Annotated in this window: 11 protein-coding genes, 1 tRNA gene and 1 pseudogene; 7 read left to right on the top strand and 6 right to left on the bottom strand. The window is 63.6% G+C overall.

Annotated elements, in window-relative coordinates:
- Positions 1-182: 182 nt before the first annotated feature.
- Together ACYVLQ_RS04305 and ACYVLQ_RS04300 are read right to left on the bottom strand one after the other, a co-directional pair.
- Positions 183-1,100 (bottom strand): MSCRAMM family protein, encoded by a 918-nt coding sequence (locus ACYVLQ_RS04305; protein ID WP_460696185.1) that lies wholly within the window; start codon positions 1,098-1,100, stop codon positions 183-185.
- Positions 1,101-1,289: 189 nt separating this feature from the next.
- Positions 1,290-2,681, bottom strand: a pseudogene (locus ACYVLQ_RS04300) (MFS transporter); the annotation flags it as partial.
- Positions 2,682-2,952: 271 nt separating this feature from the next.
- On the opposite strand from ACYVLQ_RS04300, the gene ACYVLQ_RS04295 reads away from it, so the two are divergent.
- Both ACYVLQ_RS04295 and ACYVLQ_RS04290 read left to right on the top strand, forming a co-directional pair.
- Positions 2,953-3,432 carry a nucleoside deaminase gene (locus ACYVLQ_RS04295; protein ID WP_460696042.1) on the top strand — a complete coding sequence of 160 codons (480 nt, stop codon included), beginning with the start codon at positions 2,953-2,955 and terminating at the stop codon, positions 3,430-3,432.
- Positions 3,433-3,616: 184 nt separating this feature from the next.
- A tRNA-Ala gene (locus tag ACYVLQ_RS04290) sits at positions 3,617-3,689 on the top strand.
- A gap of 652 nt (positions 3,690-4,341) precedes the next feature.
- Here the strand turns inward: ACYVLQ_RS04290 and ACYVLQ_RS04285 are convergent.
- Positions 4,342-4,554: a hypothetical protein gene (locus tag ACYVLQ_RS04285; RefSeq protein ID WP_460696041.1), complete on the bottom strand. Its 213-nt coding sequence runs from the start codon at positions 4,552-4,554 to the stop codon at positions 4,342-4,344.
- A 313-nt stretch (positions 4,555-4,867) separates the two neighbouring features.
- Between ACYVLQ_RS04285 and ACYVLQ_RS04280 the strand changes: the two genes are divergently transcribed.
- On the top strand, positions 4,868-5,335 hold the full coding sequence (locus ACYVLQ_RS04280) for an NUDIX hydrolase (protein ID WP_460696040.1): 468 nt from the start codon (positions 4,868-4,870) through the stop codon (positions 5,333-5,335).
- A 3-nt stretch (positions 5,336-5,338) separates the two neighbouring features.
- Positions 5,339-6,265 carry a carbohydrate kinase family protein gene (locus ACYVLQ_RS04275; protein WP_460696039.1) on the top strand — a complete coding sequence of 309 codons (927 nt, stop codon included), beginning with the start codon at positions 5,339-5,341 and terminating at the stop codon, positions 6,263-6,265.
- Here ACYVLQ_RS04275 and ACYVLQ_RS04270 read toward each other — a convergent pair.
- From ACYVLQ_RS04270 to ACYVLQ_RS04260, 3 genes are read right to left on the bottom strand one after another with little or no spacing between them, the layout of a single operon-like run.
- Positions 6,262-6,906 (bottom strand): hypothetical protein, encoded by a 645-nt coding sequence (locus ACYVLQ_RS04270; protein ID WP_460696184.1) that lies wholly within the window; start codon positions 6,904-6,906, stop codon positions 6,262-6,264. The two genes, ACYVLQ_RS04275 and ACYVLQ_RS04270, sit on opposite strands and share 4 nt — an antisense overlap.
- An 18-nt stretch (positions 6,907-6,924) precedes the next feature.
- Entirely contained in the window at positions 6,925-8,043 is a 1,119-nt protein-coding gene (locus ACYVLQ_RS04265) for a radical SAM protein (RefSeq protein WP_460696038.1), read from the bottom strand.
- A 17-nt stretch (positions 8,044-8,060) separates the two neighbouring features.
- Positions 8,061-8,744 (bottom strand): adenylate kinase family protein, encoded by a 684-nt coding sequence (locus tag ACYVLQ_RS04260; RefSeq protein WP_460696037.1) that lies wholly within the window; start codon positions 8,742-8,744, stop codon positions 8,061-8,063.
- 185 nt (positions 8,745-8,929) lie between these two features.
- Here ACYVLQ_RS04260 and ACYVLQ_RS04255 point away from each other — a divergent pair, with 185 nt between their 5' ends.
- The 3 genes from ACYVLQ_RS04255 (at position 8,930) to ACYVLQ_RS04245 (ending at position 11,954) form a co-directional block, all read left to right on the top strand.
- Positions 8,930-10,366 (top strand): helix-turn-helix domain-containing protein, encoded by a 1,437-nt coding sequence (locus ACYVLQ_RS04255; RefSeq protein WP_460696036.1) that lies wholly within the window; start codon positions 8,930-8,932, stop codon positions 10,364-10,366.
- Positions 10,363-11,262: a phosphotransferase gene (locus ACYVLQ_RS04250; protein WP_460696035.1), complete on the top strand. Its 900-nt coding sequence runs from the start codon at positions 10,363-10,365 to the stop codon at positions 11,260-11,262. Before ACYVLQ_RS04255 ends, ACYVLQ_RS04250 begins: the two co-directional genes overlap by 4 nt.
- 74 nt (positions 11,263-11,336) lie before the next feature.
- A complete protein-coding gene (locus ACYVLQ_RS04245) occupies positions 11,337-11,954 on the top strand; it encodes a hypothetical protein (protein ID WP_460696034.1) in 618 nt (205 codons plus the stop codon).
- Positions 11,955-12,042: the final 88 nt, after the last annotated feature.

Raw genomic sequence — 12,042 nt, 5'->3', positions numbered from 1 at the left:
CATCAATCGCCAAGCTGCAGCGCCACACCGACACCCACCACCAAACGCCGAACTGCAGCGCCACACCGACACCCACCACCAACGCCGAACTGGAGCGCCACACCGGCATCCACCACCAAACGTCGAGCTGCAGCGCCACGCCGGCGCCACTGTCATTCCGGCGCGCTTTTGGCCGGAATCCACTACGACCGAGGCGCGAGACTCACCGACGGCACGGCGTGGCTCAGCTCCATATCGACGGACCCGACGTCTCCGCCGCGGACGCTCACCCGCGTGGTCACCGGCGCGTAGCCGCTGGCGACCACCGTGTAGTCGCCCTCCTCGAGGTTGCCGAAGCTGTAGGCGCCGTCGGCTCCCGTGGTCAGGGTGTCGACCACGTTGCCCAGCGAATCCGCCAGCGTCACATGGGCATTCACCACCGGGCTGCCGTCGGCCACCCGCACCACGCCGCGCAGCCGCACACCCGGCCGCAATGCCACCTCGATCCTGGTGGTGTCGCTTCCCGAGACCCGCACGGGAACGGCCGTGGGATGAAATCCGAGCGCGCTGACCGCGACCGTGAACTCGCCCTCGGGCAGTTCATCGACGCCGAACCGGCCGTCGAGACCGGTTGCCGCGCAAGCCAATACCTCGCCGCGCAGATCGAGCACCGACACCTGCGCATTCGGGACGGGGGTCCGGTCACCGGCCCGCGTCACCGTGCCCGCCAGCCCGGCCATCGCGGACAGGGTGACATCGCAGGACACGGGGCGGTCCGCGAGTGACACCGCCGACGCGTCGGGGCGGCGGCCCTCCGCCGAGGCGATGAGCACATAGGACCCGGGTGCCGGTACGGCCAGTTCGTAGTATCCGTCGAACCTGGACAGCGCCCTGCCCAGCTGCTGCCCGGAGGGTGAGATCAGGGTCAGCGTCGCGCCCGTCACCGCGAGACCACGCGTGTCGTGCACGCGTCCGAACAGCACGGGACCGCTCGCAGTGTGCCCGCGTCCGGCTGTGGATCCGCCCGCCGCTGCCTGGTCTACGCCCGCGCCGTCCCGTTCCGCCCTGCTGTCGCGCGGCGCGGAGCCGTCCGCCGCGCCCGCGCCGCCGAGCGCAGACATGTCGTCGCGCACCGCGGCGCCTTCCGATGCGGCTCGCCCCGCGGCCGTGCCGTTGCGCGAGACAGGGATTGGGGTCTCGTCCCGCGCTGCGGTATGTGCCGCCACGGCGCTGTGCCCGGCCGACGTTTCCATCGCGAGCACGGCGCGGTCGATCGTGGCATCTGCTGCCGAATGCCAAGGGCCGTCGCCGGCCGGCTGCGATTCCTCGCGAACGCTCGCCGCCGCGTGGCGCGCGGTGGCCCGCCGTCCGGGAATGAACATGGCGACCACCGCGCCGAGGGCGGCCACGCCGCAGCCGATCAGCAGGCCGACCCGGAAACCGTTCTCGGTGGGGATGGAATGACCGCCGAGCGTCGTGCTCAGCTGCGCCAGCACCGCGCCGATCACCGCCGCGGCCGTCGACGTTCCGATCGAGCGCATCAGCGTGTTGAAGCTGTTGGCCGCCGCCGTCTCCGACTGCGGCACCGCCCCCATCACCAGGGCGGGCATGGCGCCGTAGGCGAATCCGACACCGACGTTGATGATGAGCGTGACCACCAGCAGTCCCCAGGTGGTGCCCATCAGCCCGATCGACGAGCCGTAACCGGCGGCGATGACGACGCATCCGACGATCAGGGTGACCTTGGGCCCGCTCAGCGCCGACAGCTTCGCCCCGACCGGGGAGACCACCATCATCATCAGGCCGGCGGGCGCCATCCACAGCCCCATCGCCATCATCGACTGGCCCAGGCCGTACCCGGTGGACTCCGGCAACTGCAATAGTTGCGGAACGATCAGCGACTGCGCGTACATGGCCATTCCGACCACGATCGAGGCGGCGTTGGTCAGCAGCACCTGCGGCCGCGCCGTCACCCGCAGGTCGACCAGCGGATCGCGCAACCGCAGCTCGCACCAGCCCCACAGCAGCAGCACGACAACGGCGGCGACGAACAGGCCGATGGTGAGGCCGCTGGTCCAGCCCCAGGTCGCGCCCTTGGACACCGCCAGCAGCAGACAGACCAGTCCGGCGCCGAGACCGAGCGCGCCGAGCACGTCGAAACGTCCCCCGGCGCCGCCGGGCGGGGTCGCGGGGATGACGGCGAAGATCAGCAGGCCCACCAGCGCGGCGAGTACGGCGACACCCCAGAACAGCGCCCGCCAGCTGCTGTACTCGATGACCGCCGCGGCCAGTGGCAGACCGAGCGCGCCGCCGATGCCCAGCGACGAGCTGATCAGCGCTATACCCGACCCGAGCCGCTCCGGCGGCAGCAGATCACGCAGCGCCGCGATGCCGACGGGAATCAGGCCCACGCACATGCCCTGCAGCACGCGACCGATCACCATCGGCCACAGCGACGTCGCCACGGCGCAGATCACCGAGCCGGCGACCAGCGGCACGATCGAAGCCAGCAGCACCTTGCGCTTGCCAAGGAGATCGCCGAGCCGACCCGCCACCGGGGTGGTCACGGCCCCCGCCAGCAGGCTCGCGGTCACCACCCAGGTGGCGTTGGACGCGCTGGTGTGCAGCAACTGCGGCATCTGCCCGAGCAGTGGCACCACCAGGGTCTGCGTCAACGACGCGACGATCCCGGCGAACGCCATCACCGCCAGGATCCCGGCCGGGCGCTCGGTTTCGGTCTTCTGCACGCCGGTCTCTCCCTCATTGCCGCTTCGTGTGCTTTATGCACACTACATGCAGTGTGCATTATGCACATTTCGGCGGCGGCGGGAGTGATACACCTCATCGCTGCCGTTGGCCCCAATCGGCGCGCCGCAGGCCGGTCTTTTCGGGTAGTGGGCGGACCTCTGGCGCTCGACCAGGCCGCGACCGCTCGCAGGGGCCCGCGCACCGAGTGCTCGTAGGATTGCGCTCATGATCGACGCCGACGACCGCGCCTACCTCGCACGCTGTGTCGAACTGGCGGAGCAGACGCTCGGGCGCGGCAACGAACCGTTCGGCTCGATTCTGGTCGACGACGGCGCGGTCGTCGCCGAGGCGGTCAACCAGGTCGGCGGCGGCGACCACACTCGGCACCCCGAATTCGAACTGGCCCGATGGGCGGCCGCCAACCTCCCCGGGGATCGACGCGCCGCAGCGACCGTCTACACCTCCGGCGAGCACTGCCCGATGTGCTCGGCCGCGCACGCCTGGGCGGGACTCGGCCGCATCGTCTACGCCAGCTCGACCGCCCAGCTGACCGCCTGGCGCGCCGACCTCGGCCTGCCTCCCGGCCCGGTCCGCCCGCTACCGATCACCGACATCGCACCCGGCCTACCCGTGGACGGGCCGGACGACGAACTGGCCGAGCGTGTGCACGAACTCCACCGACGGCATGCGCGGTCGAACCGCTGACGAGACACCCTCCGGCCATGCGAGACCTCCGCACACTCCCGATTTCTCGATACACCACCGTATCGAACCCACCCCACCTCAACCACCCCCTTCCACCCCACCGCACCACCCCCAACCAGCCGATTCGGAACCACAGCCACCCACCTGCTAAAGTTCTCCAGCGTGGTTCGGCAACGGATCACACGGGGCTATGGCGCAGTTGGTAGCGCGTCTCGTTCGCATCGAGAAGGTCAGGGGTTCGATTCCCCTTAGCTCCACAAGAGCGGTCTTACTCTAACCAGTGACCTTAGGGAACTGGGGAGAGTAAGACCGTATTTGTTTGTCCGGCCTGCTCACCTGATTCTTGATCGAACCCCTGCTGGGCTGACACTAGCTCCCACCCTTGGGCGACCGCGTGGATGTCCGCAAACGGCTGCTGAAGTTCATCGGCCCGGACGCCGTCGGCGTCCAGATACATCCGCTCGTAGACGCTTGGTTCAAGAGGCGTCGGACGCTGTCGACGCTTGTTTCGTAGAGCTGACGAGGATTGGGGATCAGATCCAGCGCCTGCTTCAGCACCTCGACGCCGACCGCCATTCTGCCGTCGTTGCTGAGAGCTGTTCCTCGACGCTACTGCGGTCGGTTTGGATCTTCCGAAGCCGTGCCTTGATCTTGGCGTGCGGTGAACTGGAAATTGATCGGTATCAGCGCTGGCGATACCGTCGTCCCAGTCTGGCTCGTCGCTGTCCAACGAATCGCCCCGCATGACGAAAAGTACTCCGCCTCATAGCGTTTGATAATGTCCCGCGCCTGGTTACGGCTCGCGGAATGCCGCCCATGGACAGCCGCGGCCTTCCACCAGATACCGAGCCGGAAACCTATTGTGCCAGCGAGGATGAGGCTCGAGAGCCACAGCCCGGCGACCACGATCTAGTCCCAGAGCCGAGCGCAGGGGAGCGGCGGAAGGTCGTCCCTCACGTCATCGTCGACAGTGATGACAAACTCCGGGGACCATTGCATCAGCTCGTCCGCCACGTTCTGCGCCTGTTCTGCCGATGCCTGGTAGTCCAGCTGCAGGGCGCCGGATTCGATGCGGATGTGGCGCGGTGGCTTCGGCAGTCGCGGACCCGCTTTGGCGTTCACTTGCCCTCGATACGCCTGGTGGCCTGAGCGACGACAGTGAAGATGCCCGTGATCAAACCGACGAAGCCACCGGCGACACAAGCCAGGCCGAGCAGGACCGGGTTCCGCATATCAATCACTCCTGTTTTCAATGTTGGCCGAATTTCCAAATTGCCTGGTAAACAGGGTGATTCCGGAGCCGGAACCGATCCATGCCCCGACCCGTTGGTCGGTATACGTCCGGCGCATATTAGGCAAATGACCGGGGATCTAGGCTCAGTGAGTTCAGGATTCGCCGCACCAAATCATGTCAACATCACGAGAGGAGACGTCTATGAGCAGTACGGAAACAGAAAAGATCCAAGGGGTAAAGCCGCAGCGGCACAAGGTAACTGGTGATGTTCACCTTGTTCTGCGTCGAGGCAATGAGGTGCTGTACGGCCAGCGGCAGAACACCGGCTACGAGGATGGTGCCTGGCATCATCCGTCGGGTCATCTGGAAGCCGACGAGTCGGTAATTGCCGCCCTGATCCGCGAGGCCGACGAAGAGATCGGCGTGACGATCACGCCGGAAGACGTGCAGTTCAGCCACATAATGCACAATTCATCGTCCGGCGGTCGGATGGCGTTCTTCTTCACCGTAACCAAGTGGGATGGTGAACCGGACAACCGCGAACCTGAAAAGTGCAGCGGCCTGGAGTGGTTCGCTGTCGACGCCTTGCCTGATCACATGATCGACTATTGCCGCGTGGCTATGCAGCACATCGCTGACGGCTCACCTTTCTCGGTATACGGCTGGTAGAAGATGGTGCTCCAGCCCGGCCCAGTGGTGTGCTTCAGCTACCTGGCGCTGGCGGAGTTGTGGACGGTTCCACGGTTTCCGCAGGCAAACCACGGAGCCGAGATTCGAAGTTTTGATTGGTCGGTTGCAGCCGATGGACCGATGACAGCGGCGGTGCTCGCCGCCTTTGGAGCACCGCCGTTCTTAATTGCCAACGACATTGGTGACGACGAGCAAGGCCAGTTTGTTCGAGAGTGGCTGGACGATCGGCAAGTCGCTGGCACCAGCCGTGCCAAATCGACGGTCGTCACACCTCGGGTCGTCGTAGCTGCCGACGATGACCACACGCGGACATGGTTCGCTCATCTGCCCGGTGCGGCCGAAAGCCTGGCACGCGCCGACCTCTCGCCGATCGCCGAGGCGTCGTTCATCTACCTCGATTGCTACGAGCTGCTCAAGCCGGCGGCCATCAGGGTAGTGAGAGCTGCCGGCTCTGCCGGAGTGCCGACGCTGCTCAATCTCGGAGGTTCCGAATTGTTTACTGAGGTGATCGCTGCGGTCGATGGCCACCCGTACCTCTTGATACAAACCAACATCAACGACGCCGATCACCTGGAGGCACCGGCGCTCGCCAGGCGGCTACTGGCCGATACGTCGGCGGCCTGGGTCATCGTGACAGCCGGAAGATTTGGGGCGGTAGCGCTCAGCCGGTCGGAGTCCGTCGTAGCACCAGCCTTTCCCGTGGAAGTACGGCATACCCACTGTGCCGGAGCTGCATTCTCCGGTGGCGTGTTGTTCGGCTTGTGGGCTGGCTGGTCAATGGAGCGAAGTATGTCGATCGGATCGGCGAGTGGGGCGCTTCGGTGCGCACGACACCAGAGCGCCCCACTGCCGACTCTTGCTGAGCTGCTGGCGTTCATCGCCAGTCGCCAACGGTCGGCCGGCAGCTAGAACAGTCCCCACTCCTTCAGTTCCGTGCTGATCCGTTCCAGATGACTCGGCGTCATTCGCTTGCGTTCCGCCTCATCGGCGGATTCCTGCTTCGCTCCGTACTGCCACCAGGACTTGCCGGTCATGCGGTCCATCACCAAGAAGCGGTCTTTGACGGCTGGGCCTCGGATGACCAGCGACACCGTGTGTGGCTCCGCCACCACGGCGTGCACCATGCTGTGGTGCAGGGCATAGCTGGTACCGACGGGTTCCTCCCGTGCTTGCAGCACTTCGAGTCTCGTCGGGTCGACCTGTTCGTCCATCTCGGCGTTGCCAAACAGGTAGTGACGATACTGGCCGCGCAAAATCCGGCTGGCGTAGGACCAGCGGTGATTGTGTGGCCGGTCGAAGTAGCCGGGCATGAAAATGTGTAGGCGGATGCGGATGTCGTAGTTGTCATCGCGGTGCAGCACGATCTTGTCGAGAATGTCGTAGTGCTCGGCCATGGCGAGCAGCTCCGGCCGGTTGGGTAGGTCGTCCAGTCGTGTGCGCAGGATCTGGGGTTCGGCGGCGAGTTCGTTCAAGGCTTCACGGCAGTTGAGTTCGACGTCGTCGATGTCGCTCCAGTCGACCCAGCACAGGTTCTCCACGATGCGGTTCATGTCGTCCACTTCGGTTGCTCACTTCTCGGGCTTGGCGCTGGATTTCCACAACCGGCAGACCGGCACGATGTCGTCGTAGGCCTCGCAGGAGGCCTTGCCCATTACCAGCTCCTCGGCCGGGCAGCCGCCCATGCAGGCGCTGGCTTTGCAGCCGCCGCAAGAACTTTCAGCAAGGGCGCTGGTGAATAGATCGAACTCGTTGGTGCCGTGGTTGAGCTGCACCTGTCCGTCGACCATCTGAGCGAAGTGCAGGTCGGTGTCGAACAGGTACGAGCAGACGTAGCAGCGGCCATCGGGGAAGATCGAGATCCGATCCAGTGTCCGGCCGATACATCCCTGGTAGCCCTCGGCGGCATAGCGCTGCATCTGGTCGCGGCGGGCGTAGGTCGGCTGGTACCAGATGCGCGTTTTGTAATGGGGCGCAATGTCCTTCAGCTGATCGCAGAAGCTGACCCATTCCGGCGGAGTGATGGCCAAGTCTGCGTTGCCGTGGCCGGTGCCGATGGTGGAGAAGACGTGGAACTTCACCAGGCTGACGCCGAGTACATCGGCGATGTCGAGCAGTTGCAGGACATCTGGCTCGTTGCCCCGATTTACCGTGCAGATGATGCGGGTATCGAAACCACGCTCGCAGAGTTCGCGAGTGGTCTCCATCGCCTGTTCGAACGTGCCGTCACCCCGTACCGCGTCGTGTGTCTCCCTGTTGCCACCGTCCAAGCTCACCTGTACGTAGGCGAAGTCATTCGGTGCCAGCTGCCGGAACCGTCGAAGCGCTGGCTTCTGAGCGTTCGTCGTGGTGATGACGTGCTCATAGCCGAGCTGCTTGCTGAGGCGAATCGCTTCGCAATAGTGCGGGTGCAGCGTCGGTTCGCCACCGAGTAGCGTGAGCTTGCTCCCGCCCAGCCGACGCCAGATGCTGAGTGTCTCGACAATCTGGGAGAGCGGCATCTTGAGCGCACGGTCGAGTCGCTCGCCCATATAGCAATGCTCGCAACGTAATTGGCAAGCCTCAGTGATGTACAGATAGACGTTGCGGAAGCGGCCGTAGGCCACGCGGTCGATGCGTTCCGGCCTCGGAACATCAGCACCGCGCGGCATTCGGGCGTGGCCGTAGCCATTGCCCTTGAGGCTGGGCATGGGAAGAGGGGTTGTGGTCATGTGGACCTACTCCGGGAAATAGGAAGCGGGGCAAGCAATTCCGCTGCCCCGTCGATGGTGTTGGTGGTATCGAGCTGAGTGACGGCCAAGTCCCAATTGGCGAAGGCTGCTCGGATGCCAGCTGCTGTCTGGTGGTAACGCAGCATCCTGGCTTTGAGTAGCCGGGGTGAATCTCCTCGCCGCGGATGCAGTAGTCCACCGCAGTGCGAGCACTGCCAGGGGTCTTGGCTGCTGGGGATGGCCGGTAGCCGAGGATCGGAGATCGGGTCGCGTTCGCAGCGATGGCACACCTTGCGGTTCTTGGCCCGCTGCTCGAGCGTCTTGACGTGTGTCACGACCTCGATTGCCTCGACGCGACAGGGAGTCGTGAGTGCCGACAGTGTGCTGAGCAGTTGGTCTACTTGGCTGGCTGAGCCAGGAAAGTTGTCGAGCAGAACGGTATGGATGTTCGGATTGGCTTGCGCCGCTTCGAAATACGAGCGAAGTGCCTCGGCAACGGTGAACTCGTCTATCCATCCCAGTCTTTCGCTGCTGGTGGCGGTGGCGGCCAACACCTCCTTCGGTACGTGCTCACGCAGCCTGAAGATCGCCCTGCCGGGCGACGAACCGAGCCGCAGTGTGAGGGTGGTTTTGCCAGCAGCCGGAGGGCCGAATATCGGGACAACGAGCGACAACGCCATGGCCTACCCCTTCCTACGGGCCTGATGTCAGGCACCCAGGGTGGGATTTCGGGATGGATGGCACCACGACCGGGGCGTATGCGCGGTATGTATGAAACGCATACGACCAGGGCACGGCCAGTGGTAGCGTCGTTTGACCAGGGCAAATGGGGGCCTAGGGCCCAAGAATTTTGCGGAGCGGCCACATGACGCGCGTACCCGACACGCAGCGCTACTGCGCTCGCTGCGGGAGCAGACTCAACCGCTACAACATCGAAACGCTCTGTAGCCCTTGCGGTTCTGACTCTCCCGACGACTTCACGCTCCCGCCGCTGGTGCCGCCCGCCTTCTGGCAGGTAGACCAGATGCTCGATGCGCTCGCCACATGGCACATGGGCCGGGTGATCTTCGCCTATCGGAACCATCCGTATCACGGGAAGCCGCTGCCGCAGGAGATCGTCGGCAACTGGCTCGGCCTGACCCAAGCGCAGCTCAGCCGGATCGAAAAAGGGCCCGCACCGGAACAGCTCTCCAAGCTGATCCGGTGGGCGCAGGTCCTCGGCATTCCCGGCGACCTGCTCTGGTTCAAGCTGCCGACGAGTTCCGCCGCTACGCTCGACGATGTGAACCGCCAAGATTTCTTACGGTCGGCTCTTGGCGTCACGGTGACAGGTGCCGCTCAGCCGCTGGTCGACCTGATGAGCACGATCCAGCCGACGCCGATTCCATCGCTGGTCGGTGCGGCTGAAATCGAGCAGATCCGCACGACTGCGAGAGAGTTCAGCTCGTGGGATCACACATACGGCGGCGGCGTGGTGCGGGAAGCCGTCGGCGCCCAGCTCCGTTATGCCGTCAACCTGCTCAACGCCCGCTGCTCAGAGACGAACCGGCCAGAGCTTCACAGTGCGGTTGGATTCCTCGGCCATACCGCGGGCTTCATGGCGTTCGACGCCTACGCCCATGCCGACGCTCGCAGCATGTTCCGATTGGCCTGGACCTGCGCCGAAGACGCAGGAGACTGGCACCTCCGGGGCAAGGTGCTCTCCTCGATGGCCCGGCAGGCGATCTGGTGCGGCAACCCTGACGACGGACTGACCTATATCGAACTGGCGATGGTGCGGTCGGATCGGCTCGCGGCCACGGAGCGCGCCATGCTTCATTCGGCGCGGGCACGTGCGCTCGCCAAGCTATTTCGCATTGAGGAAGCACTCATGGCTGTGGGTCAGGCCGACGAGGAGTTTGCTCACGCGTCACCGGCGAACGATCCGCCGTGGATGACCTATTACGACTTTGCCCAGCATTCGGGCGACACTGGTCACGCGCTGTTCGATCTCGCTGTGGCCGGACGATTCGCCTCCGAAGCTCGTGCACGGCTCCAGGCCGCGGTCGATGGTCATACCGAGGCCTTCGTTCGCTCCAGGGCGATTTCGGGTATCAAGCTGGCGTCGCTGACGATGGCGACCGGTGATCCGATAGAGGCGGCGGCGATGGGCAAAGCTGCGCTGCTCGATGCTGGGCATGTTCGGTCTCGCCGGGCAGCCGACGATCTGCGGGATCTCGCCATGCTTTCGGCGCCACACTGTCAGGCGACCGAAGTAGAGGAACTTCTTAGTCAGGTTGCCACGACCTTGGCGAGCGTATGACGGCAGAGCAGGCAAGCGACGAACTGCTGTCGGTCCTGCGTACTGCCTGCATGATGGTCGGAGTTGATTCGGCCGATGCCGAGCTGCTGAACCTGAGTGAGAACGCCCTGTTCAGGCTGCCCGGCGGCGTGGTGGTGCGGATCAGTCGGCCAGGGCAGCAAGCGGCCTCGCGCAGGGAGGTCGACGTTGCTAGGTGGCTGAAAGTCTCCGGCGTCGAGGCTGTACGGGTTATCCCTGAAGTGCAGCAACCGGTCGAGGTTGACAGCCGTTCAGCGACGTTCTGGCAAGAGTTGCCTCCGCACCAACCCGGCACACCTGCACAGGTGGCAGCAGCGCTTCGACAGTTGCACAGTCTTGACCTGCCGGCGACCTTCACGCTCGGAAAGGTGGAGCCGTTCGTCCGGCTGGAGGAGCGGATCGAGGCCGCTTCAATCCTGACCGACGCTGATAAGCAGTGGATGCGCGACCATCTTGTGGAACTTCGCCAGCGGTGGGCGAACCTTCCCGAAGGGCTGCCATGGTGCGTGATCCACGGCGATGCCTGGGTGGGCAACGTTGTCTCAACCGAAGACGGCCGGGTGATACTGCTCGATCTGGAGCGGACTTCGATTGGGCCGCCAGAGTGGGATTTGGTACATACAGCGATCAAGCACAGTTCGTTCGGTTGGATCACTAAGAAACAGTATGCAGAGTTCTGCGATGTATACGGGTATGACGTTACGAACTGGGATGGGTTCGAGTTGTTGCGGGACATACGTGAGTTCCGGATGACGACGATGGCTATACAAGTCGCCACAGCTGATCCGGCGAGCAAAGACCAAGCGTTACGCAGACTGTCGTCGATCCAAGGTGAGCTTGGCTTACGGCCATGGGCCGGGTGGCGCGCGCTATCGTGACTAGCGCTTTACTGACGCGATCACATCTCGCTCCATTGATCTTCGAGTCTGAATATTGTTCAATGAGGATGGCTATGATATTCGATGAGTTTAGGTCTTTGTCCCAGGCACAGCGTGAAGCGCTCTTGATCTCCATGGTCATTCGCAACGAGATGGAAGATTTTCATGTCGAACATCTGAGTGATGCACAGATGAAGCAGCTCAACCCAATCATCCGCCAGGCTGTCTTCGATGCACTTAATCTGATTTTTCACATTCGATATGGGGGCCAGGAACTCGATCCGATTGCTCTACGAAATATGGACTTTCAGATTCGGTACATCCCGGACTACTGGGAAATCCCCGAGCGAGTGAGTGATGGATACACCCAGTTCGAGCCCCGGACTACGCGTACCGTGCCGGAATGGGCGAAGACTCCAAGTATTAGGCCTCTGTATGATCGGTTCATACGCCTTGGGCAGTTGAAATATGAGTTTGGCGAGGACGGTGTTATGCAGATTGAGGACTACCTGTCGCGCACTATTGCATCAGGCGAGTCGGACTCGAACCTACGTTGGCGGGCGGCTCAGCGGCTCATTGACGAAGAGCTGAAGGCTGTAATCAACAAGCTGAGGGATAACAAGATTTCACAGCAGAAGTTGATTGAGGCGAGGGGGGAACTCAGCCGCAGTGACCTTCGAGAATATTTCTAGCATGATACCACACGGGAATGGTTAGGTAATTTGTCAACCTCCTCGCCGCCGGAATGGCTACAAGTTAAGCTGTCCGAACATCTCAATT

The organism is Nocardia thraciensis (assembly GCF_054782435.1).
The sequence above is the reverse complement of the archived record's forward strand: the minus strand, read 5'-3'. Positions and strand labels throughout refer to the sequence as shown.

What these genes read in the sequence shown, in the direction of transcription:
- ACYVLQ_RS04295 (WP_460696042.1), top strand. Translation starts at nt 2,953, where the DNA reads ATGATCGACGCCGACGACCGCGCCTACCTCGCACGCTGTGTCGAACTG.
- ACYVLQ_RS04255 (WP_460696036.1), top strand. Translation starts at nt 8,930, where the DNA reads ATGACGCGCGTACCCGACACGCAGCGCTACTGCGCTCGCTGCGGGAGC.
- ACYVLQ_RS04245 (WP_460696034.1), top strand. Translation starts at nt 11,337, where the DNA reads ATGATATTCGATGAGTTTAGGTCTTTGTCCCAGGCACAGCGTGAAGCG.
- ACYVLQ_RS04260 (WP_460696037.1), bottom strand. Translation starts at nt 8,744, where the DNA reads ATGGCGTTGTCGCTCGTTGTCCCGATATTCGGCCCTCCGGCTGCTGGC.
- ACYVLQ_RS04280 (WP_460696040.1), top strand. Translation starts at nt 4,868, where the DNA reads ATGAGCAGTACGGAAACAGAAAAGATCCAAGGGGTAAAGCCGCAGCGG.
- ACYVLQ_RS04250 (WP_460696035.1), top strand. Translation starts at nt 10,363, where the DNA reads ATGACGGCAGAGCAGGCAAGCGACGAACTGCTGTCGGTCCTGCGTACT.
- ACYVLQ_RS04305 (WP_460696185.1), bottom strand. Translation starts at nt 1,100, where the DNA reads ATGTCTGCGCTCGGCGGCGCGGGCGCGGCGGACGGCTCCGCGCCGCGC.
- ACYVLQ_RS04270 (WP_460696184.1), bottom strand. Translation starts at nt 6,906, where the DNA reads ATGAACCGCATCGTGGAGAACCTGTGCTGGGTCGACTGGAGCGACATC.
- ACYVLQ_RS04265 (WP_460696038.1), bottom strand. Translation starts at nt 8,043, where the DNA reads ATGCCCAGCCTCAAGGGCAATGGCTACGGCCACGCCCGAATGCCGCGC.
- ACYVLQ_RS04275 (WP_460696039.1), top strand. Translation starts at nt 5,339, where the DNA reads ATGGTGCTCCAGCCCGGCCCAGTGGTGTGCTTCAGCTACCTGGCGCTG.